Genomic DNA, 21,856 nt, shown 5'->3' on the forward strand with positions numbered 1-21,856 from the left:
CGGCACCCAAAAACTTTTATACGTTTTTCATACGCATAAAAAAACCGGGACCGCATGGTGCGGCCCCGGTTCCCTCACCCCGCAGGGGGATCGGATCAGTTCACGTTGTCCAGCGCATAGACCACCAGGTCATCCGTCACCGGCGTCATCATGAAGTGGTGGCCACCGGCCATGATGGCGACATACTGCTTGCCCTTGTACTCATACGTCATGGGTGTCGCCTGCCCGCCACCGGGCAGCACGTCGTTCCACACTTCCCGGCCGGTATGGATGTCGAAGGCATGGATCATGTTGTCCGTTGTCGCGGCAACAAAGATCAGGCCACCAGCGGTAATGACCGGGCCACCATTATTGGGCGTGCCGATGGTCAGCGGCAGGTGCGTGGGCAGGCCGAACGGGCCGTTGGCGCGCGCGCTGCCCAGCGGGTGCTGCCACAGTACCTTTTGCGTGTGCATGTCGATGGCGGTGATCATGCCATAGGGCGGGCGGTTGCACATCATGCCCGTATATTCATCCCAGAACGGCGAGACCACGATGCCGTACGGCGTCTCGGCCATGGCGCCCGCGCCCTCGGCGCCACCGCCACCGGGCTTGTAGTTGGGGTCATCGACCGGCATCAGGCCAAGCTGGTCGGCCTTCTTGCGGCTGACAAGCTGGTCATACATCGGCGTGTTGTTCCAGTTGGCGATCAGGATGCCGGTCTTTTCATCATAGGCAACACTGCCCCAGTCGGACCCGCCATTATAGCCGGGATATTCCAGCCACGGCTTGTCAATGCTGGGGGGCGTGAACTCACCCACATAATGCGCGCGGCGGTATTTCAGGCGGCAGTAAAGCTGGTCGATGGGGGACATACCCCACATGTCGGCTTCCTTGAGCGGGGCAAAGCCAAGGCGCGGCATGCCCACCGACCAGGGCTGCGTGGGCGCGCGCGGATCACCCGGCACCATGCCCGGCGAGGGCGCGGGCCGTTCTTCCACCGGCAGCACCGGCTCACCCGTGCGGCGGTCCAGCACGAAGGTCTGGCCACGCTTGGTGGGCATGATCAGCGCGGGCACGCTGCTGCCATCGGGCTTGGTGAAATCCATCAGCGTGGGCTGGGAGCCGATGTCGTAATCCCACACATCCTTGTGCACCGTCTGGAACACCCAGCGCGGCTCACCCGTCTTGACATCGATCGCCACCACGGCGGAGGAGACCTTGTTTTCCTCCGGTGAACGCATGGCGCTGTAGTAATCGGCGGCCGAATTGCCGGTGGGCACGTAAACCAGCCCCAGCGCGTTGTCACCAATCATCGCGGCCCAGGAATTGGGGGTGCCACGGCTGTAATGCTCGCCTTCCTTCGGCTCGCCATGTTCATGCGGGCGGTTGACATCCCATGCCCACAGGAAGCGCCCGGTCTCGGCATCGTAACCACGGATCACGCCCGATGGCGCCCAGCGGCGCTGGCCATCAAGGATTTCCTGGTTGGTGATGATCGCGCCATTGACGATGGGCGGCGGCGCGGTCTCGGCCACGAAGCCGGGCACGGACTCACCCATCCCCTTCATCAGGTTGACCATGCCGTGCCAGCCAAAGCCCTCGCACACCTTGCCGTCCTCGCTGTCCACCTCGATCAGGCGTTCATCCAGCGTGGCTTCAAGGATGCGGTGATGGCAGTGCTCGCCTTCCGGCACGGTGGAGGAAGTGTAGTACACCACCGCCTTGCACGCTGCCGTATACGGAATGCTCTCGTATTTCTCATTGGCGTGGAAATGCCAGACTTCCTTGCCCGTGGCGGGGTCGATGCGCATCATGTCGTTCAGTGCCGAACACATGTACATCCCGTCACCCACCTTGATGGGCGTGGTTTCGGCCGCCCATTTGTTCACCTGCCCCGGCCCCGGCTTGCTGCCGGTGTGGTAGATGAAGGCACGCTTGAGGTGGCTGATGTTGGCCGGCGTGATCTGGTCCAGCGGCGAATAGCGCGTGGCTCTGTCATCACGGGCATAGCCGGGCCAGTCATCATGGGCGGGGTTGGCCACCACCTGCTCGACCATGGGTGTTGCCTCGCTGGGTTCGGCGGGCGGGCCGTCGGGAATGTTGGCGGCATTCACACCGGGGGCCTGCGGGCCGTTGGGCGACGGGGCCGAGAACGCATCCGCCGGCGGCGTGGGCTGGGCCGGTGGCACGGTGGCATTGCCAGTGCCGGGCGGCTGGTCGGCGGGGGGAACCTGCGCAAGGGCCGTGGCACAGGACAGGCCGGTGATGATGGTTGCGCCCAGCAGCAGGCCGCGCGGCATCGGGGTCCGGGACATTACGCGACCTCCCGCACAAGGGTTGAGCGCGCGGCTTCGGCGCGTTTGAGAACAGGCAGGCACGCCAGCACACCCAGGGCCAGCAGCGTGGGGCCAAACACGCGGGGCAGCAGGCCCCAGCCGTCAAGCCCCACTTCCCACAGCGCCCACAGCCACGTAAAGGCCACGGCGGCAAGATAGAGCAGCCCGCCGGCCACCCGGCCCATGGCCATGAGAAGGCCCGCCACCGTCACGGCAAGCCCGACAATGACGTAGTACCACGACCCGCCAATAAAGGCGAGTTCCGCCCCCATGTACAGTAGTGGCAGGCCCAGCAGGATAATGATGACCGCAAGACCCAGCGTCGCCCATCCGGCGGGGGTCTGTGGTGTTACGAAAGCAGACATGATGGATGTTCCTCCAGTATCATGATGCGGAGGCTAGTCCCGCCTTCGTTAAACGTGAAAAAACGAAACCGTGAGAGTGGTAACGACTTTATGAGTATTGTTACACCCTTATCAGTATTCTGCCAAAAATTAACAGCGTGCATTCCGCTTTTGACCAGCAGGTCTGCACTATACGGGCAATTAAATATTAATTTTTACCTTTCCCGTTCCCTGACGGAACCGTTTCGTATTCAGGACAGTCCGGCATGACCACAGGGCGCCAGCCATGCGATACGGCGCGGCAATCCGCGCGGGAAGGGACAGGGCACCGCCGGCATGCCGCTGCCCGCGCCGGTGCGGGTGGAAAAGGCCGGCCGGTAATCACGGGCGCATTCCAGGTGAAGCCCTGCCGCGCAAACGCCCCGGCCCCTGCCCGCATACGGGGTCAGGCAGGGCGGCAGGCGTGCCCGCATCCCCCATCAGGGCGGCGGAGACGGGGCACATCTATATATGTTCATATATAGACAAGGGCGGCACTACCCCATCCATCGTGGTGGTATCAGGCCCTCCGGTCCGGCAGGATATCGTTCAGCGTCGTCTCGTCCAGAACCTTGAGGAAGGCACGCATGGACTGCGCCAGCAGATGACGCAGGCGACATATGTCTGCCAGCAGGCAGTGCTGGCCGTTTTCCGGCTGGCACGCGACAACGGAATCCATGTCCGTTTCCATCAGCCGCACGATATCACCAATAACGATTTCATGCGGCAGGCACGGCAGCTGCAACCCGCCAGACCGGCCACGACGCGCCACCACCACCCCGCTATGCGACAGGCGGTTGACGACCTTGACCAGATGGTTGTGGGAAATACCGTGACTGTCGGAAATTTCGTGTACGGATACACGCCGTTCGGGATTACGCGCCAGATAGACCAGAACGCGGATGGCATAATCTGTATGAAGGGTCAGGCGCATGATGGCTTGTCGGTAGCCTCCTTGCGTGGTCTGCCTGATGCGCGCATGGCTGTGGAAAAGCGCTGCCGTGGCACCGGGCTTCCCGCAACTGGCGTCAGGTCGGTCATGAGCATGTAACGGGACATCCCTACACCGCACGTCTGGAAATTGTACATCATGGTACCATATTCATTCCATATGTCGTTATAATTAAAAATTATGTTCCAGGCGCACCAGTACGGACCCGCAATACAGGTTCCGGCAATAAAAAGCCAGTCCCGCGGCTGTCATATCCGGGCCTGCCGTCAGGTTATGTTTCCGCGTTGTCCGGTCTTTCCATGGTCACACAGCATGTCATGCAATGTCAGGCGGTCCAGCACGGCCATGAAGGCATTCATGGACTTGGAAAACAGTTTCCGCAGGCGGCAGGCATCGGCCAGGATACATTGCTGGCCACTGCCCGGTATGCATGAAACAATGGCCGATACATCTGATTCCATCAGCCGCACGACATCACCGATCACGATCTGACGCGGCGTGTGGGCCAGTTCCACACCCCCGTTGCGGCCCCGGCGCGCCAGCACCACCCCGTTGGTGGACAGGCGGTTGATCACCTTCACCAGATGGTTCTGGGAAATCCGGTGGGTATCCGCAATTTCCTGAATCGCGACCCGCCTGCCCGGGTTCTGTCCCAGATAGATCAGGGCGCGAATGGAATAATCGGTGTGGAGTGTCAGGCGCATGCCCCCTCATGACGCCTGTAGCGTGATTTCGGTATGATCTGGCGCAAAGATATGCTCCGCCAGCACAAGATTCGCGGCCGAAATGGGGAGCGAAATATAAAAACCCTGAATCCGGTCCACGCCAATCGCACGCAGGATTTCCATCTGTCCGCGCGTTTCCACCCCGCTGACCGTAACGCTCTGCCCGAAGGCATGGGCCAGGCCGGACAGGTGGGCAATCACGTCACGGGCCTGCTGGTCATGTTCGATTTCACGGACCAGCTTGCGCGAAATCTTGGCCTGCGTGAAACGGATGTCACGCAGGGCGGAAATGGGCAGGGTTGCCAGCCCGAAATCATCCAGCGCCAGCTGGAACCCCATGGCCGCCAGTTCCTGCAGGCGCAGCAGTACCCGGTCCGACCGGCGCCCGGCCACCAGCACGCTTTCCGATATTTCCAGCACGTAGTCGGACGCCTTGCTGCCCTGGCGCTTTATTTCGGCCTCCAGATCGTTCTGGAACCCGATATTGAGCAGGTCCAGCCGCGAGAGGTTGATGGTCAGGTTGGGATAGGTATTCAGCGTGTTGTTCCACAGCCGCATGTCATTCTGGAACGCCTTGACCAGGCGGGGGCTCATGGCCTGCGCCAACGCCGCATCCAGGAACACGTCATGGAAGCTTTCCGCCGCCAGCAGCCCGCGCTGCGGATGGTGCCAGCGCAGCAGGGCCTCGATCTGGTCGCACCGGCCGGTGGCCAGGTTCAGGATCGGCTGGTAGTACAGCTCGAACTGGTCCTTTTCCACCCCCGTGCGGGCATCGGTCAGGATCTGGGCGCGTTCCAGCGCGTGCTGGTGCAGCGTGATGTCGAACATCCGCGCCTGATGGCCACCGGCGCGCTTTGCGGCATACAGCGCGATATCGGCGTTCTTCTGCAGTGATTCGGCGCTTTCCTGGCTGGCCACGGGGCTGACGCCAATGCTGCCCGACACGTTGACCATGGTGTTGCCCACCTCGATCGGGGCTTCAAGCTCGGCCAGAAGCTGGTCAAGGATATCCTGCAGCGGCCTTCTGGTCAGGGTATGGTCCAGGATCAGCGCGAACTCGTCGCCCCCCAGGCGGCAGACCGCGTCCTCCGGGCTGACCAGCGCCATGAGGCGGGCGGAAATGACCTTCAGCACCACATCGCCCGCATGGTGGCCATGGATGTCATTGATCTGCTTGAACCCGTCCAGGTCGAACATGACCAGCATGATCTCGCGCGTGATGTTCTGCGCCTTGTGCTCCACCGCCGTCTGCAGCACGTTGTTGAAGCCGCCACGGTTGAACAGCCCCGTCAGCGGGTCGGTGGCGGCAAGGGATTTCAGCCGGTCACGGGTGTTCATAAGCTCCGTGATCTCGAAACGCGTGGCCACGTAACCCTCGATCGCGCCAAGCGAATTGTGCTTGGGCATGATGGTGGTGGCCACCCAGTACAGCGTCCCGTCCTTCGCCCGGTTGCAGATATTGCCACGCCAGATCTCGCCCGTGCGGATGGTACGGTACATCTGGCGGAAGAAGCTGGCGTCATGATACCCGGAATTGACGATCCGGTGCGTGGACCCCAGCAGTTCCTCACGCGGGTAGCGGCTGATTTCGCAAAAGCGGTCGTTCACATAGGTGATCACGCCGCGCACGTCGGTAATGGCCACGATCAGCACATTATCGACCACATCGGCCCAGAAATCGGAATCCTGGTGGGTCAGTGCGCGCAGGCGGTCATCGTGTTTGAGTGACATGGCTTATGGCTCCCTCTGTCGCCCTGAAGGGATCAGGATCGGTTTGTGGTTGTCGTTGCTGCGGCCTCCCCGGGGGCCGTCGTGGACGTGTCCTTTCCTGTGGGTGAAGTAGCCGGCTGCGCGGCCGTGGCGGGTCTGGCGGGGCCGGGCTGGCCTTTATCCGGTGCGGCCTGCGCGCCGCCTGTCGCCCCCCCTGCCGCGCGTGCCGCCTCGATATCGCGGATCACGGCGGGTGCGCCGCCATGGCGCACCCATTCCTCCAGGTCACGCGGCGCCAGTGGCTTGGCGAACAGGTAGCCCTGCATCACGTCGCAGTTCAGCTGTTCCAGCAGGTCGCGCTGCTGCTCGGTCTCGACGCCCTCGGTCACCACGGTCATGCCAAGGCGCGAGCCGATGCCGATCACCGCCATGGTCACGGCCTGGGCATTGGTGTCGTATTCGAAATCGTTGATGAAGCTGCGGTCGATCTTGATCTCGGTCAGCGGCAGGCGCGTCAGGCGCGAAAGCGATGAATAGCCGGTGCCAAAATCATCCATCGACAGCCCGCAGCCCAGGTTGCGGATGGACTGGAGCACCTCCTCGGTGTCGCTGCTGCTGTCCATCATCACGCTCTCGGTAATTTCCACCGTCAGGCGCGAGGGCTTGAGGTTGTGGTCCTTGAGCAGGGCGGCAATATGCTCGGGCAGCGCGCGGTTGCGGAAATGCACCGCCGACAGGTTGACCGCCACGGTCGGCACGTACACCCCGTCAGCATCCCATTTCACGATCTGGCGGCACGCTTCCAGCAGGGACCACCGGCCGATGGCCTCGATCTGCCCGGTTTCCTCCGCCACGGCAATGAAGCGGGAGGGATAGATGTTGCCCAGCGTGGGGTGATGCCAGCGCGACAGGGCCTCCACCCCGCTCAGTTCCAGCGTGTGGGTGCGCACCTGCGGCTGGTAGTGCAGCTGCAGCATGCCCTGCGCCAGGGAATCGCGCAGGGCGGAACCCAGCACCAGCCGGTCCTGCGCCACCTGGTTCTTTTCCAGGTTGGCGAAGCGGTATATGCCGCGCCCGTCTTCCTTGGCCTGGCGCATGGCGGTATCGGCATGGCTGAGCAGGGATTCACTGTCCGGCCCGTTGGCGGGGAACGTGCTGATGCCAATGCTGCACGAGATGGAAAGCGTGTTCTGCCCGATCTGCAGCGGGCGGCCGATGGTATCGAGCAGGCTGCGCGCGATCTCCTCTATGCGCGGGCCATCGCAGTCGGGCACCACCAGCACGAATTCATCCCCGCCCGAGCGGCTGAGCACGTAGTCATCACGGGCAATGGAGCGGATGCGGGCCGCGATCTCGACCAGGAACTGGTCGGCATGGACATGGCCCAGCGCGTCGTTGATATCGCGGAAGCGGTCGATATCAAGCATGAAGATGGCCAGCGTGCGGTTGCCGGGCTGGGCGATCATTTCCTCCATCACCCGGTGCAGCGCGCCACGGTTGAGCAGGCCGGTCAGCGAATCATAGCGGGCAAGCTGCGTCATGTGGGTCTTGGTGGCGTGCTGCTCCAGCGCCAGCGCGCAGAACGGCAGGCACGCACCGACCAGCCGCTGCGGCCAGGCGCCCAGCTGGTTGTTCTCACGCAGGTACAGGGCGAAGATGCCCGTGATCCGCCCGTAAGCCGCCAGCACCGGGGCCGCGTAGCATGACTGCAGCCCCAGCGAGCGGCACATGGACTGGTAATTGTCCCATACCAGCCGCCCGGTATAGGACAGGTTGGCCTGCAGCTTCTCCACATCGGAAGGCGAGGGTATGGTGGTTTCCAGCGCATTGCGGATACGCCGCGGCAGGGCGGGCGTGCAGATCACGCGCCAGGGCTGGTTGTCATCAAGCACCAGCATGGCGGCCACCGCGTTGGGCACGAAGGCTTCCACCTTGCGGCAGATCAGTTCGCCAATATCCTGTATCAGCATGTCGCTGGCCAGCGCCTGCAGCACGTCGTTCTGCAGGATCAGGATCTTGCGGCGCTGGCTTTCGTCCGTGACGTTCTTCATCACGCCCATGTAGTAGATCTGCCGCTTCGCCCCCTGCCCGATCTCCACCTTGGACAGCGAAAGCTCGCCACAGATGTATTCGCCATCGGCGCGGGTGAACTCCACCTCACGCGATGTGCCGACAATGCGGTTGTGGCCGGTTTCGCGGTTGCGGTCGATGTAGCGGTCGTGCTCGTGGCGCAGGCGGACGGGCACCAGGCAGTCCACGTTGCGGCCGATCACCTCCTCACGCGGGATGCCCCACAGGGAAGCGGCGGCCTGGTTGTAGAAGATGATCTCGTTATCCTGGCCGATGATGACGGTGGCGTCGATCGCCTGTTCAAGGGCGGGCAGCAGGATTTCGGTCGTGAGCGCTGTAATCTCGGGCATCTTGGTACTGTCTTTCCTGGGTGTCATTCCGGGGTGGCCACGATCGCGCGCAGGCGGTCCGGGTCGAGAATGTGGATGGCACGACGCTCACGCGAGATGAGCTTTTCACGGTGGAAGGTGCTGAGCAGGCGGCTCACGGTTTCGGTGGTCAGGCCAAGGAAGTCGGCTATGTCGGCGCGGGACAGGGCGGGGTCGACCGGCTTCAGTTCATGCGTGCCCATGCGCGTGCCCTGCCCGATCAGGAAGGCGGCCAGACGTTCGCGCGCGGTCTGGCGCCCCAGCATGAGCAGGCGGCTGTGCATGCCCACCAGCAGGTGGCACGCGCTTTGCAGCGACGCGGCACAGGCACCGGGCGACGTGTCATGCAGGTGGTGGATCACCGGGGTGGGCACGCAGGTCACCTGCACGCCCCGCATGGCTTCGGCGCTGTAGGGGTAGCGGGCGCAGGGATAGCCGGGCAGCACGTCGCCCCTGTGGGCGAAGCCGATGATCTGCCGCCGCCCGTCGGGCAGGGACTTGAACAGGCGCGCCCCACCACTCACCACATGGAAATGCATGCTGGCGGGGGTGTTTTCCGTCATGAATTCCTGGCGTTCGGAAAAACTGCGTTTCAGTCCGTCGGTCGGAATGGGGAGCTGCGCAAAAGACATGAATTTATTTCTGGTTTCCAACAGGATTGCGGCTGTTTGTTATTCATGACACATTTTTGCCATAAGTTAATTTGTAAAATACATGCATAATAAATGCGGTATCATTCCTATATTTTCAGCATATTTTATTCTTTCATGTAATTATGAAGGACACACCCGCGTGAGCCACCAGCCATTAATGGTCACGACCGGCGTGCGCCCGACTGTATGATTGCGGTATAGAAACAGTAATCATTACTGTTCCGGTCAATATCCGCACCACCAGCATCCCGCCTGCGGGGCGTGAATATTTGCACGCGCGCCGCACCGGTCGTACCGGCATGGGTCGGGGCCGCCATGGCGCGGTATGGCCCGGTCTTTCGCGGTCCGCCGGGTGGGGACCGTGCCTGTCCTGTCTCCCCTGCACCGTGGGGCAGGGACCTGTCCTGCCCGGTGCGTCCGTTGCGTTGCCTCGCCTGCCGCCACTTGGTAAACGAACCCGTGGCGTAAAGTTTATTTCCGCCCGCGCGGCAGTGATGCGGAACGGACTGGTCCTGAATGCCCGCGTGGTCAGCATTCAGACCATTGTGGTCCGGTCTATTCCAGTAATGTGCCGGTACGGGCTGCAAGTCGTCCGTCCATTATTGGGTCGCGCCCGTCCCGCATCCACCACCGGATGGCGGCACATGACACGGGAAGGGTCCATTCCTGCCTGTCTCATCTGCCAGCCATGAGTGCCAACTATCGTGCTGACAGTTTAAGATTTCATGAAAGCTTCATAAAATACACGACTGAAAAACATGCACGATCGCCCCGGGCAGCCGGGATAACAGGGTTAAAAAAATCCTGTTTTTTTCCCCATGCCGTGGGGGTCGTGGCACGGCGGCGCCCGCAGGGGGGTCAACACGGCGTGAGGCCCGTCCGGGCGGGCCGTTTCAGCCCGTCACGCCGCCCTTCGCGGCACCGGGCAGGCCGGTCAGGATCATGGCGGTGGCGGGACGGGTGGCGGCCACGTACAGCAGCTGCTGGGCTTCCAGCACGTTTGTGGCGGCGCGGCGGGCAATATCGCCCACATCCACGAACACCCGGCCAAACGTGCTGCCCTGCGCGGTATGCACGGTCATGGCGTACACCGCCTGCAGGTGGCCCAGGCCACGGCGGAACACGAAGCGGTGCTGCCAGCGCGCGCGTTCGGTCGCGGCCTCGGTTTTCAGGCGGCGTTCTATGGCGGCCATGTCGGCGCCGGGGCGCAGGATGGGCACCGGCGTCTCATCACCCGACAGGGTGCGCAGGATCACGTCATACACCGGCAGTTCCGTGGTCCATCCCGCCACCTTTGACGTGGCGGGAAAGGCATGGCGCAGGATACCGGGGCGGATGTCGGCAATCTCGGCTTCCTCGTTGGTGGCCACCACCACGCGGCGGCCTTCCACATCCAGCACCGGGGCGCGGGTGATCACGCGCTCGCCGGGCATGAAGGGGGTGGGCGTGTCACCGCCATGAACCCAGCGCCGCACGGTGCGGTTGACCGCCTCCACCCGCGCATTGGTCCAGCACAGGTAGCGGAAGGCATCGCTGCTGGCGCGGAATTCATCGGATGTGAAGGCGCGCTGCATCCACGCATCGGGCGTGCGTGGCACGAACAGCCCCGCGCCATCATGGTGGCTGGCGCGGCACCAGGACCAGTCCATCGGCCCGCCCTGGCTTTCACGTATGGTGGTGGCGGCGGCCACAAGCGGGTTGCCCGCCGCCTGCCGCACCACGGTTTCCAGGTGGGATGCGGAGCGGATGGCGAATGACGGGCTGATCGCCTCCCCCACCGGGGGCAGCTGGGCCGGGTCGCCCACGAACAGCACGAAGCGGTCGGGCACCAGTTCACGCACCCAGCGCATCAGCCCCGCGCCCACCATGCTGCATTCATCTATGATGATGACATCGGCCGTGATCGGTTCCGGCCGGTCGGCGCGTTGCAGCACCTCGCGCCCGTCCTGCGCCGAGGGCTGGAGCGAAAGCACGTTATGGATGGTCCGGCATGGCGCCAGGCTGCCCACCCGCGCCCGCAGCACCGCCGTCGCCTTGTGGGTGGCGGCGGTGAACACCACTTCCGCCCCCTGCTTGCGCAGCGCGCGGGCGACGTGGCGCATGAGCGTGGTCTTGCCGGTCCCGGCATAGCCGGTCAGCAGGTGGGTCGCACAGGTGCCGCGCGCTGCCAGTATTTCCGCCAGCGCGCGTTCCTGGCACGCGGTCAGGACCGTGCGGGACATGGGCGGGGCCTGCTGGGGCATGGGGCGCGGTAATGGGCCATGGGGCCGGGCATGTTCCTTGGTCCGGGCGAAGGGGCGGGGTATCGTGCCCTGTATGTAGGCCGCCCCACGCCGCCGGGCCAGTGCAAATGCACGGGGGCGGGCTTGACGGGTGGCGTGCAATCCTTTCACTGGCCGGTGCGTTCCCTGCCTGCCTGCCTTCCCTGCCTGCCGTGCCGGGACCACGCAGCGGGCAGGCCCTGTCCGTACGGCCTGCCGGACCTGAAAAACGGAGAATTCCGATGCCCGCCCTTCCCCCTGCCCCGCGCGCCGGCGCGCCCGTGCCCCCGCCATGCGGCACCGCCCCCGTGGCCGCCCGGACGGGACGGGCACGGCCCCACCCGCGGCCGCCGCGCATGCGGGGCTGAGCGGGTTGGCCCTGTCCGCTGCCGCCTGGGCTGCGCGCACACTGCGTTCCCTGCGCCACCGCAACTATGCCATCTGGGCCTCGGGCGCCGTGGTGTCCAATATCGGCACATGGATGCAGCGCACGGCGCAGGACTGGCTGGTCCTGACCCAGCTGACCGCGCATGACGCCACCGCCATGGGCCTGACCATGGCCTTCCAGATGGCGCCGCAGGTGCTGCTGCTGCCCTGGACCGGCCATGCCGCCGACCGCCTTGACCGCCGCGCGCTGCTTATGCTGACACAGGGGCTGATGGGCGTGCTGGCGCTGGGGCTGGGCGCGCTGACCATAAGCGGGGCGGCGCGGTTGTGGGAGGTATGCGTGTTCGCCTTCATCTTCGGCTCGGTTGCCGCCTTTGACGGGCCGGCGCGCCACAGCTTTGTCTCCGAGCTGGTGCCCGTGGCCGACCTGCCCAATGCCGTGGCGCTCAATTCCGTCTCGTTCAACGCGGGGCGCATGCTGGGGCCGGTGGCGGCGGGGGCGTGCATTGCTGCCATCGGCACGGGGTGGGCGTTCGTGCTCAACGGGGTATCATTCATTGCCGTGCTGCTTTCGCTTACCGCGCTGCGGGGGCGGGCCGTGCCCGTGCGCGCCAGCGGCAGCGGGCGCGACATCCTGGCCGGGTTCCGCTACGTGTGGGCCCAGCCCGACCTGCGGACCATGGTGGGGGTCCTGCTGCTGATCGGCATGTTCGGGCTGAATTTTCCCATCTTCATTTCCACCATGGCGGTGGGTGTGTTCCATGTGGGGGCGGGCGGCTACGGGCTGCTGACCACCGCCATGGCCGTGGGCACCATGGCGGGCGCGGTACTGGCGGCGGGGCGCGAACGGGTAACGCTGGCCACGGTGGAGGCCAGCGCGCTGTTTTTCGGGACCGGCGGCCTGCTGGCGGCCCTGGCCCCCGGCTATGCCCTGTTTGCCGCGGCCCTTGCACTGGTGGGGGTGGCCAGCCTTACGCTTGCCACCGGTTCCAACAGCTTCATGCAGCTTGCCGCCGCCCCCGCGATGCGCGGGCGGGTCATGGCCATCCGGCTTGCGGTCATCATGGGGGGCACGCCGCTGGGGGCGCCGGTCATGGGGTGGGTGGCCAACCATTTCGGCCCGCGCTGGGCGCTGGGGCTGGGGGCATCGTCCGGCTTTGCCGCGGCCCTGGTGGTCAGGCTGCGCAGGCGGCAGGGCTAGGGCCTGCGGCGTTCAGGCCCGGCGGCGGCCTTCCACCCAGACCTCCTGCACCGTCAGGTCAGGGCCAAGCACCACCATGTCCGCCCGGCGGCCGGGCAGCAGCGCGCCCCGGTCATGCAGCCCCAGCCAGTTGGCGGCATGCGTGCTGACCAGTGCCGCCGCCTGTGGCAGGGATACCCCGGCCTGCAGCGCGTTGCGCAGCGCCTGGTCCAGTGTCAGCACACTGCCCGCCAGCGTGCCATCGGCCAGCCTTGCCACGCCATCGGCCACCATCACCTCCTGCCCGCCCAGCGTGCTGGGGCCATCGCCCGCCCCGGTGGCGCGCATGGAATCCGTAACAAACACCAGCCTGCTGCCCATGACCCGATGCGCCAGGCGGAACAGGGCGGGATGGACATGATGGGTGTCGAACACCATCTCGGCATAGGCGGCGTCGCTGCACATCAGCGCCGTGGCCGGTCCCGGCGCGCGCGCGGCAATGGGGGGCATGGCATTGAACAGATGGGTGCCGCCCACCGTGCCGCCGGGGCCGCAGACAAGGCAGATCGCCCGTTCCGTCTGGTCATGGTCGGCCAGCGTATGGCCGATATTGACCCGTATCCCGGCATTGACAAACGCCTGTATGGCGGCATCGGCATGTTCGATCTCGGGCGCAAGCGTCACCACCCTGACCGCCCCGCTGCGCAGCACGGCGGTCATGCGCGCAGGCCCCGGCACCTGCGTAAAGGGCGGCTGGGCGCCCAGCCTGTGGGGATTGATGAATGGCCCCTCCAGATGCGCGCCGGGAATGGACGGCCCGCCATGGATGCCCGTGCGCATGACATCGGCCACGGCATACAGCGCATCCATGATGTCCGACCACGGCGCGGTCATGGTGGTGGGCAGCAGCGTGGTGGTGCCCTGCGCCATGTGGAACAGCGCCATGTGGCGGATCGCGTCCACCCCATCCATGGTATCCGCCCCGCCACCGCCATGGACGTGGCCGTCAATGAAGCCGGGCAGGATGTAACGGTCAGGCACATGCGACAGGGGCCGCACATCGGCAATCATCTGATCGAACATGATGCGGCCGGGCATGACCCGGTCGGGCAGTACGAGGTGGCCATCAATGTTCACGTAGCGGCGTTCCCTGTTCTGGCGGGTGAATGCGTCCGCAATGTGTTAGACCACTGTGGTCCTTAATGCCATACGGTAAGGCAGGGCGTGAAAAGCGCATCTGGCAGACATCGTGCCCCCATCAAGGAATTTCTGATGGCGCTTTTTTCACGAAGCCCTGGCCCCCGCCCCCCGGACCGGGGGACTGCGCCGCCCCCTTACCCTTCCGGCCCGGCCCGCCATTCGCCACTGCCCAGCCTGACCGCTCCTGCCTGATCACCCGGCCGGGACGGCTGGTGGCGGCCAGCGGGGACCGGGGCGCCGGGTTATATGCCCCCTGCCCCGCTTACCCGGACAGGCCGCTGGGCTGGTAGGCGGCGAACCAGGCGGCCAGTTCCTCGGCCGGCAGGGGCTTGGAGAACATGTAGCCCTGCAGCACGTCGCACTCCATTTCCGCCAGCAGGCGGCGCTGTTCCTCGTGCTCGACACCTTCGGCCACCACGGTCATGCCAAGGCTCTGGCCAATGCGCACCACCGCCATCACCACGGCGCGCACCTTTTCTATGCTTTCCAGCCCGGTCATGAAGCTGCGGTCGATCTTCACCTCGTTCACCGGCAGGCCCGCAAGGTTGGACAGGCTGGAGAACCCGGTGCCGAAATCATCCATCGACATGCCCACCCCCATCTCACGCAGGCGCTGGGCCACGCGGATGGTGCGGTCATAATTGTCGATCATGGTGCTTTCGGTAATTTCTATGGTCAGGCTGTGCGGCGGGATGCCGGTCTCCGCCAGCAGTTCGCTTACGAACCGGGGCAGCGTCTCGTCACGGAAATGCAGTGGCGAGAGGTTGACCGACACCACCGGCACCTCCACCCCGTCGCGTATCCACTGCGCCATCTGCCGGCACGCGGCACGCAGCGACCATTTGCCGATCGCCTCGATCTGGCCGGTTTCCTCCGCCACGGCAATGAAGCGCGCGGGCGAGACAAAGCCCAGTGACGGGTCGATCCAGCGCGAAAGTGCTTCCACCCCATACAGCGTGCCGCTGCACGCATGCACCTGCGGCTGGTAGAACAGGCGCAGCCGGTCGTGGGCTATGGCGTCACGCAACGCTGCCGCCAGGATCAGCCGGTCACTGGCCTGCTGGTTCATGCGCGGGCTGAAGAAGCAGCAGTGCCCGCCGCCATTGGCCTTGGCCTGGAACATGGCGGTCTCGGCGTTTTTAAGCAGCGTGTCCCCGTCCTCGCCATTTTCGGGGTGAACGGCAACGCCCAGACTGGCCGAAAGGCTGACCGGCACGTCGCCAATATGGGTGGGCACCGCCAGCGCGCGCAGGATGGACGCGCTGAGTGTCGAGGCATGCTGCTGTTCGCCATTGGTCACGATGGTGAACTGGTCGCCGCCGCTGCGCACCAGCGTATCATCGATCGAGATCGCCTCACGCAGCTTGCCACCGATCTGGGTAATCAGTTCATCGCCCGCCGTATGGCCGAACACGTCATTGATATGCTTGAAGTTGTCCACGCCCACGGTCAGCAGCATGATGTTGCCGCGCACGGCGCGGCGCAGGATGCGGGCCATGTTCTGGCGCAGCCAGCGGCGGTTGGGCAGGCTGGTCAGCAGGTCGAAATCCGACAGGCGGTTGATGTGTTCCTTCGCCTCGTGCCGCTCTATGGCCAGCGTGCACAGGTGCAGGCTGGTGGCCACCGCCTTCTGGCAGGCGGCGTCGGGCAGTGAATCGGTGCGTGAATAGCAGGTGAACACGCCCGCCACCCGGTTGTCGCGCAATATGACGGGGGTGGCGCGGGCGGCGCGGATGCCATTATGCAGCGTCTGTTCCCGCAGGTGGTGCCAGCGCGGGTCATGGGCGATGTCGGGGCTTTCGGCCACCGTGCCGGTGCTGGCGGCAATGCCCGAACACGCGGCATCCGGCCCGATGGGCAGCGTGTCATACAGCTTGACCAGCGACAGCGGCAGGCTGGCGCGGCCCTTGCATTTCAGCCGGTCGTCCTTTTCCACCAGATAGATGGCGGGCATGACATCGGGGATGTAGTGCTCGATGCGGCGGCAGATGAAGTCCAGCACCTCATGCAGGCCCAGGTCGCTCGATATCGCCTCCAGCGTGTCGCGCTGCAGGCTGTCCAGGAAGTGCTGTTCGGTAATGTCGGTCAGCACGACGACGATGTTCTCGATCTCGCCATCATTGTTGAACACCGGGTTCATCGCCGCCGAAACCCAGATGTCCCGCCCGCTGGCGTGGCGGGCGCGGATATCGAGCGTGAAGCCCCGGGCGTTGCGCGCGCCTTCATGCAGCTGGTTGAGGATGCCGATATCCGTCGTATCCCCCGCCAGGATGACCGACAGCCCATGCCCCGTCACCCGCTCGGGGCCGAAGCCGAACATGTCGCTGAAGGCACGGTTGACGTAGATGATGCGGAATTCCGGGTCCAGGATGGCGACGCCGCGGTCGGTCTCACGCACCACCAGCGAGAGCAGGCGGATCTTCTCGCGGTCATCCACTTCCTGCGAGATGTCGCGGATCAGCGCCATGTAGCCGATCTTGCCATCCACCGCGATGCGCGAAAGCGACAGGTTGGCCCAGAAGGTCGTGCCATCAAAGCGTTCGACCAGCACCTCGCGGCTGGTGCCCACGATCTTGTTGATCCCCGTCTCGCGGTTATGGCGGATCAGGTCGTCATGGGTGGAGCGGATGTTGCGCGGCACGAGAATGTTGACGTTGCGCCCGATCACGTCCTGGCGCACGCAGTGCCACAGGCCTTCCGCCGCCTTGTTGAAAAAGGTGACGGTATTGTTTTCATCAATCAGGACAACGCCAAGAATGGTCTGTTCCAGCGCGGGCAGGACCGTAACCTGCATGTCGTCTATCATGTCGCGGGGCATTTGACTGTTGGTCTCCTGCTGGCTGAAAGCGAACGGGGATGGATCTGAACTGTGACACCCGACACGGGCGTTCCGGGCCACTGTAATGAGTGACAGCCAGCATGGTGTTTCATGCACCCGCCGGCGTTAACAAAGTGTGTATGCCCCGCCTGCCGAAATAATGTATCTCATGCACCGGATATGCCCGCCCGCCACGCCGTGCGCCGCATGGCCGCGGGCGGGCCACCCGGCGCGGCACGGAAAAGTGATCTGTGCGCCCCCGGCCCGAAGGGGTATGATCACGCCCGTCCCCATGCGGCCAGGCCGCGCGGGGGACGACAGACGACACGGGTGGCGGGGCTGGCCGCGCCACCGGCTACGCGGGGGCCATGATGGCACGAACTGGGGCATATCGCGCATGGCGGCGGGCCAGACGCACGGCGGCGGGTGGCCCACCGCATGCCTGATGGCGCGATACAGCCGCATGGCTGGCTGCTGGTGTGCGACGGACGCCTGGACCATGTCATGCGGTGGTCCGCCAATGCCCCCGCCCATCTGGGCCACGGGGCGCTGGAAGCGGGGCTGCGCCTGTCCGACCTGATCGGGCGGGAAGCGACCCACAACATCCGCAACGCGCTGGCCACCCATGGCGAGGCCCATCGCCGCCCGGCGCTGGTGTTTGGTCAGGCGCTGCCCGGTGGCGGCCGCTTTGACGTGGCGATCCACACGGCCGGGCGGGAGATCATGCTGGAATGGGAACCCGCACTCCAGACCGACCGCGATGGTGCCTACCTGTCCCACCTGCGCACCATGATCGACCGCATCCGCGAGATCACGGATTTCGAGCGCCTGTTCCGCACCGTGGTCCGGCTGGTGGCGGGGGTACTGCGCTATGACCGGGTCATGCTCTACCGCTTTTCCGAAGATGGCAGCGGCCGGGTGGAGGCGGAATACCACGCCCCCACGCTGGAAAGCTTCCTGGGGCAGCATTTCTCCCTCAGTGACATGCCCGACCCGGTGCGCAGGCTGTACAGCACCAACCTGATCCGCGTGATCGGGGATGTGGACGCGGTGGCCATTCCCCTTGTCTCCCCGCCCGGCATGGACGCGCCCGACCTGTCGCATGCCCACCTGCGCACCGGAATGCCCGGGCACTGCGCCTATCTGCGCGGCATGGGGGTGGTGGCCAGCCTGAGCGTGTCGATTGTGGTGGACGGACGGCTGTGGGGCATGATCGCGGCCCATCACCACGGCGCGCGCGTGCTGAACATGAGCGAGCGCATCGTCGCGCGCATGTTTGGCGAGTTCCTTTCGCTCCAGATCACCAACCTGCTGCGCACCCGGCGGCTGGGCATGACACGCCAGACCCATGCGCTGATCGAGACGTTCCTGAAAGGTGCCGCCCCCGTGGCGGACATGCCCGCCTACCTGATGGCGCACCTGCCCGACATGCTGACCTTCGTGCAGTGCGATGGCGCGGCGCTGTGGGTGGGGGGGGAATGGACCTATCACGGCGCGCATCCCCCGCCCGATGCCATGCCCGCCCTGCTGGAACTGGCGCGCACGCAGGCGGGCAGCCAGCTATGGCACACGGCCCGGCTGTGCGCCTTCGTGCCCGATGCCGATGCATACGCGACACAGGCAGCGGGGGCGATGGTCGTGCCCATCTCGTCACAGCCGGGGGATTACCTGATGGTGTTCCGCCGCGAGGTGGTGCGGACGCTGAAATGGGGCGCGGACACCACGTCCGGCGCGGCGGGGGATGTCTATTTCGGCCCGCGCAGCGGCTTCGAGATCTGGACCCAGCAGGTCACGCGGGAATGCCTGCCCTGGTCGGGGGATGACCTGGAGGCCGCCACCCTTGTCCGCTCCGCGCTGATCGAGGTGATGGGCGCCTACCACCAGCTGCAGCTACGCGAGCGCGCCACCGCCGACCTGCGCCAGCGCATGCTGAACGAGGAGCTGAACCACCGCGTCAAGAACATCCTGTCCGTCGTGCAGTCGCTGGTCAGCCATCCCATCGAACCCGGCAGCACGCCCGCCCAGCATGTCGCCCGCCTGCGCGGGCGCGTGCAGGCGCTGGGCCTGGCCCATGACCAGGCGGTGCGCAGCGAGGGGGGTGGCCTGCTGGACGCGCTGCTGGATGCGGAACTTGCCCCCTACCGGGAGCGTTGCTTCGTCACGCGCAGCGGGCCGCGCATCTGGCTGACCGGCCGGGCGCTGTCCGTGCTGGCGCTGGTGGTGCATGAAATGGCCACGAACGCCGTCAAATACGGCGCGCTCAGCCATGCGCGCGGGCGGCTGGACATCACATGGTCGCTTGATGCGGCGCGGGATGTCTGGCGCATCATCTGGCGTGAAAGCGGCGGCCCGGCGGTCGCCCCGCGCAGGCGGCGAGGCTTCGGTTCCGTGCTGATCGAGCGCGGCTTCCCGCACGAGCTGGGCGGCACGACCGAGGTCGATTACGGCCCCGGCGGCATATCGGTCACGCTGGGCCTGCCCGCCCACCACGTCAACCCCGCCCCGGACGCCCCCGCCGGGGCCGATGCCGCCAGCCCCCCCGGCCCGGCGCGCAGGAAGGAGACCACAGTGCTTGATGCCGACATCCTGCTGGTGGAGGACCAGTTCCTGATTGCGATGGAAGCCGAGGGAGCGATCGAGGAAATGAATATCGGGCAGGTCCGCACCGTGGCCTCGGTCTATGAAGCGCTGAGCGCCATCCGTGCCCGCCTGCCCGATGTGGCGATACTGGACGTGAACCTGGGCGGGGAAAGCTCGGTCGAGGTCGCGCGCGTGCTGCGCGCGCGCGGCGTGCCCTTCATCTTCGCCACCGGCTATGCCGACCGCACCATGATCCCGCCCGAACTGCGTGACGTACCGGTCGAGCGCAAGCCCTACTCCGCCACCGCCCTGGCCGAACGGATCCGCGAGATCGTATCCTGACCGGCCACCCCAACGGAGAACCGCCCATGCCGCCCACCCCGCTGCGCGCAGCCTGCATCCTGCTGGGCCTGTGCGCCCCCGCCGCCGCCCATGCCGCCCCGCGCATGGACCTGCTGCGGGTGCCCGATGGCTTCAGCATCACCCTGGTATCGGACCACGTCCCCAATGCCAGGGCCATGGCGCGCGGCGCGCGGGGCACGATTTTCGTGGGCAGCCGGGCGGCGGGCAATGTCTATGCGCTGACCGGGGTGGATGGCGGCGGCCCGGTGCGGGTGTACACCATCGCCCACGGGCTGGATATGCCGGTGGGCGTGGCCTACCATGATGGCGACCTGTATGTATCGGACACGAAGCACATCGTGGTCCTGCGCGCGATCGAGGACCATCTGGACGCCCCGCCCCGCCCGCAGGTGGTGGTGGACGGCCTGCCCTACCGCGATGGCGACCATTCATGGAAGTTCATCGCCTTCGGCCCGGACAACCGGCTGTACGTGCCCATCGGCGCGCCGTGCAACATATGCGACGTGGGGCATGACTATGCCCGCCTGATCAGCATGGCGCCCGATGGCACCGACCGGCGCGACGTGGCATACGGCATCCGCAACACGGTGGGCTTTACCTGGCAGCCGGGCACGGACACGCTGTGGTTTACCGATAACGGCCGCGACATGATGGGCGATGACGTGCCATCGGACGAACTGGACCGGCTGGACACGCCCGGCCAGTCCTTTGGCTACCCCTACTGCCATCAGGGCAACATACCCGACCCCCAGTTTGGCAGCCAGCATGCGTGCAGCGAGTTCACGCCCCCCGCCCTGCTGCTGGGCGCGCATGTGGCCGCCCTTGGCCTGCGGTTTTATGAAGGCAGTGCCTTCCCCGCCGCCTATCACGGCAACCTGATGATTGCCGAACACGGGTCATGGAACCGCAGCCAGCTTTCGGGGTATCAGGTGGTGAGCGTGCATTTCGGCCCCGACAACACGCCCCGGCCGCCCACGGTGCTGGTCAGCGGTTTCCGGCAGGGGCAGAGTGCGTGGGGCCGTCCGGCCGACGTGCTGCCCCTGCCCGACGGCTCCATGCTGATCAGCGATGACCTGGCGGGCGCGGTCTACCGCCTGAGCTACGGGACGGGGCGATAGGAACCGGAAGTCCTGGTAAAGCCCTGTCCGGAACGCTTCAGGGAACGCCGCCTTCCTGAAAAAGGGCGGCGGGAAAGACCTGTGCCTGTCCATCGGGGCCCCGCCTTCCCATATCCAAGGAGAATTGCCATGCCCCCCCGCATGACCGTCCTGCCCACGGCCTGTATCATCGCCCTGCTGTCTGCCCTGCCCGCGCGGGCCACCGTGCCGCCCGCATCCCCGGCCCCGGCCGCCCTGCCCGATCCCACCCGGCCGCCGCCGCCCCAGCGGCAGTACCGGCATTTATGGACCGATGCGCAGGGCATCAGCCACATCACCACCTGCCCGGTGCGGGATTTCTTCCTCAAAAGCATGTCGCCCCCCGCCGGGCCGCAATGGCAGGACCCCATGGCCCCGCAGGTGGCCACCGTCATGATGACCGTCCAGCCCGCGCACTGGAACGGCATCTGGCACCCCGACCCCAGGCCGCAATGGATCATACCGCTACAGGGGCGGTGGTATGTCCGCGCCATGGACGGGACCCGGGTGGAGATGGGGCCGGGTGACATCCTGTTTGGCGAGGACCAGAACGTCCGCCCCATGGAAACCGGTCCCTATCGCGGGAAAAAGGGTCATGACGCGGGCAATGTTGGCGGTGGGCCGGTCACACTCATGGTGATCCAGTCCGCCAACGCGCCGGTGGCCGGCCAGCCCTGCCGCTATCATTAACGGCCTGCCCGCGCGTCATCAGGGTGCCGCGTGGAACGCCGTCCTTGCTGAAAAAAGGCGGC

General features: G+C 65.6%; 16 protein-coding genes. 6 read left to right on the top strand and 10 right to left on the bottom strand.

Going from position 1 to position 21,856, the window contains the following annotated elements:
- Positions 1-95: 95 nt before the first annotated feature.
- The 6 genes from CFR78_RS10640 to CFR78_RS10670 form a co-directional block, all read right to left on the bottom strand.
- Positions 96-2,282, bottom strand: a complete 2,187-nt coding sequence (locus CFR78_RS10640; protein WP_034932200.1) for a pyrroloquinoline quinone-dependent dehydrogenase — start codon at positions 2,280-2,282, stop codon at positions 96-98.
- Positions 2,283-2,296: 14 nt separating this feature from the next.
- Positions 2,297-2,683: a hypothetical protein gene (locus tag CFR78_RS10645; RefSeq protein ID WP_007398427.1), complete on the bottom strand. Its 387-nt coding sequence runs from the start codon at positions 2,681-2,683 to the stop codon at positions 2,297-2,299.
- Between the two features lie 538 nt (positions 2,684-3,221).
- On the bottom strand, positions 3,222-3,635 hold the full coding sequence (locus tag CFR78_RS10655) for an RrF2 family transcriptional regulator (RefSeq protein ID WP_034927417.1): 414 nt from the start codon (positions 3,633-3,635) through the stop codon (positions 3,222-3,224).
- A 284-nt stretch (positions 3,636-3,919) separates the two neighbouring features.
- The gene (locus tag CFR78_RS10660) at positions 3,920-4,357 is read right to left on the bottom strand and encodes an Rrf2 family transcriptional regulator (protein ID WP_007398423.1); all 438 of its coding nucleotides are present in this window, start codon (positions 4,355-4,357) and stop codon (positions 3,920-3,922) included.
- A gap of 6 nt (positions 4,358-4,363) precedes the next feature.
- Complete coding sequence (locus tag CFR78_RS10665) at positions 4,364-6,109, bottom strand: putative bifunctional diguanylate cyclase/phosphodiesterase (RefSeq protein WP_110581117.1); 1,746 nt, start codon at positions 6,107-6,109, stop codon at positions 4,364-4,366.
- Positions 6,110-6,141: 32 nt separating this feature from the next.
- Entirely contained in the window at positions 6,142-8,508 is a 2,367-nt protein-coding gene (locus tag CFR78_RS10670; protein WP_258366060.1) for an EAL domain-containing protein, read from the bottom strand.
- Here CFR78_RS10670 and CFR78_RS16800 point away from each other — a divergent pair.
- On the top strand, positions 8,435-8,608 hold the full coding sequence (locus CFR78_RS16800; RefSeq protein WP_456305883.1) for a DUF3309 family protein: 174 nt from the start codon (positions 8,435-8,437) through the stop codon (positions 8,606-8,608). The two genes, CFR78_RS10670 and CFR78_RS16800, sit on opposite strands and share 74 nt — an antisense overlap.
- On the opposite strand, the gene CFR78_RS10675 is transcribed toward CFR78_RS16800, so the two are convergent.
- Positions 8,532-9,158, bottom strand: coding sequence for a Crp/Fnr family transcriptional regulator (locus tag CFR78_RS10675; protein WP_110581121.1), 627 nt, complete (start codon positions 9,156-9,158; stop codon positions 8,532-8,534). The genes CFR78_RS16800 and CFR78_RS10675 overlap by 77 nt on opposite strands.
- A 914-nt stretch (positions 9,159-10,072) precedes the next feature.
- Positions 10,073-11,401, bottom strand: a complete 1,329-nt coding sequence (locus tag CFR78_RS10680; protein ID WP_034927432.1) for an ATP-dependent DNA helicase — start codon at positions 11,399-11,401, stop codon at positions 10,073-10,075.
- A gap of 331 nt (positions 11,402-11,732) precedes the next feature.
- Between CFR78_RS10680 and CFR78_RS10685 the strand changes: the two genes are divergently transcribed.
- Positions 11,733-13,028 carry an MFS transporter gene (locus tag CFR78_RS10685; protein WP_306417770.1) on the top strand — a complete coding sequence of 432 codons (1,296 nt, stop codon included), beginning with the start codon at positions 11,733-11,735 and terminating at the stop codon, positions 13,026-13,028.
- 12 nt (positions 13,029-13,040) lie between these two features.
- Here CFR78_RS10685 and CFR78_RS10690 read toward each other — a convergent pair whose 3' ends face one another.
- Together CFR78_RS10690 and CFR78_RS10695 are read right to left on the bottom strand one after the other, a co-directional pair.
- Positions 13,041-14,144 (bottom strand): N-acetylglucosamine-6-phosphate deacetylase, encoded by a 1,104-nt coding sequence (locus tag CFR78_RS10690; RefSeq protein ID WP_034927409.1) that lies wholly within the window; start codon positions 14,142-14,144, stop codon positions 13,041-13,043.
- Positions 14,145-14,469: 325 nt separating this feature from the next.
- Positions 14,470-17,025, bottom strand: coding sequence for an EAL domain-containing protein (locus tag CFR78_RS10695; protein ID WP_034927407.1), 2,556 nt, complete (start codon positions 17,023-17,025; stop codon positions 14,470-14,472).
- A gap of 180 nt (positions 17,026-17,205) precedes the next feature.
- On the opposite strand from CFR78_RS10695, the gene CFR78_RS16285 reads away from it, so the two are divergent.
- The 4 genes from CFR78_RS16285 to CFR78_RS10710 all read left to right on the top strand — a co-directional run bounded on the left by CFR78_RS16285 (position 17,206) and on the right by CFR78_RS10710 (position 21,794).
- Positions 17,206-17,397, top strand: coding sequence for a hypothetical protein (locus CFR78_RS16285; RefSeq protein ID WP_156953836.1), 192 nt, complete (start codon positions 17,206-17,208; stop codon positions 17,395-17,397).
- Between the two features lie 66 nt (positions 17,398-17,463).
- Positions 17,464-19,947 carry an HWE histidine kinase domain-containing protein gene (locus tag CFR78_RS10700; RefSeq protein ID WP_110581122.1) on the top strand — a complete coding sequence of 828 codons (2,484 nt, stop codon included), beginning with the start codon at positions 17,464-17,466 and terminating at the stop codon, positions 19,945-19,947.
- A 26-nt stretch (positions 19,948-19,973) separates the two neighbouring features.
- Positions 19,974-21,086, top strand: coding sequence for a PQQ-dependent sugar dehydrogenase (locus tag CFR78_RS10705; RefSeq protein WP_034927405.1), 1,113 nt, complete (start codon positions 19,974-19,976; stop codon positions 21,084-21,086).
- 129 nt (positions 21,087-21,215) lie between these two features.
- Positions 21,216-21,794 (top strand): cupin domain-containing protein, encoded by a 579-nt coding sequence (locus tag CFR78_RS10710; protein WP_034927402.1) that lies wholly within the window; start codon positions 21,216-21,218, stop codon positions 21,792-21,794.
- The last annotated feature ends 62 nt before the right edge of the window (positions 21,795-21,856 follow it).

Origin of the sequence: Komagataeibacter rhaeticus, assembly GCF_003207855.1 — a bacterium.
Classification (GTDB): Bacteria; Pseudomonadota; Alphaproteobacteria; order Acetobacterales; family Acetobacteraceae; genus Komagataeibacter; species Komagataeibacter rhaeticus.

What these genes read in the sequence shown, in the direction of transcription:
- CFR78_RS10695 (WP_034927407.1), bottom strand. Translation starts at nt 17,025, where the DNA reads ATGCCCCGCGACATGATAGACGACATGCAGGTTACGGTCCTGCCCGCG.
- CFR78_RS10710 (WP_034927402.1), top strand. Translation starts at nt 21,216, where the DNA reads ATGCCCCCCCGCATGACCGTCCTGCCCACGGCCTGTATCATCGCCCTG.
- CFR78_RS10645 (WP_007398427.1), bottom strand. Translation starts at nt 2,683, where the DNA reads ATGTCTGCTTTCGTAACACCACAGACCCCCGCCGGATGGGCGACGCTG.
- CFR78_RS10705 (WP_034927405.1), top strand. Translation starts at nt 19,974, where the DNA reads ATGCCGCCCACCCCGCTGCGCGCAGCCTGCATCCTGCTGGGCCTGTGC.
- CFR78_RS10700 (WP_110581122.1), top strand. Translation starts at nt 17,464, where the DNA reads ATGCCTGATGGCGCGATACAGCCGCATGGCTGGCTGCTGGTGTGCGAC.
- CFR78_RS10675 (WP_110581121.1), bottom strand. Translation starts at nt 9,158, where the DNA reads ATGTCTTTTGCGCAGCTCCCCATTCCGACCGACGGACTGAAACGCAGT.
- CFR78_RS10660 (WP_007398423.1), bottom strand. Translation starts at nt 4,357, where the DNA reads ATGCGCCTGACACTCCACACCGATTATTCCATTCGCGCCCTGATCTAT.
- CFR78_RS10655 (WP_034927417.1), bottom strand. Translation starts at nt 3,635, where the DNA reads ATGCGCCTGACCCTTCATACAGATTATGCCATCCGCGTTCTGGTCTAT.
- CFR78_RS10685 (WP_306417770.1), top strand. Translation starts at nt 11,733, where the DNA reads ATGCGGCACCGCCCCCGTGGCCGCCCGGACGGGACGGGCACGGCCCCA.
- CFR78_RS10640 (WP_034932200.1), bottom strand. Translation starts at nt 2,282, where the DNA reads ATGCCGCGCGGCCTGCTGCTGGGCGCAACCATCATCACCGGCCTGTCC.
- CFR78_RS10665 (WP_110581117.1), bottom strand. Translation starts at nt 6,109, where the DNA reads ATGTCACTCAAACACGATGACCGCCTGCGCGCACTGACCCACCAGGAT.
- CFR78_RS10680 (WP_034927432.1), bottom strand. Translation starts at nt 11,401, where the DNA reads ATGTCCCGCACGGTCCTGACCGCGTGCCAGGAACGCGCGCTGGCGGAA.
- CFR78_RS16800 (WP_456305883.1), top strand. Translation starts at nt 8,435, where the DNA reads ATGACGGTGGCGTCGATCGCCTGTTCAAGGGCGGGCAGCAGGATTTCG.
- CFR78_RS10670 (WP_258366060.1), bottom strand. Translation starts at nt 8,508, where the DNA reads ATGCCCGAGATTACAGCGCTCACGACCGAAATCCTGCTGCCCGCCCTT.
- CFR78_RS16285 (WP_156953836.1), top strand. Translation starts at nt 17,206, where the DNA reads ATGCCCGCCCGCCACGCCGTGCGCCGCATGGCCGCGGGCGGGCCACCC.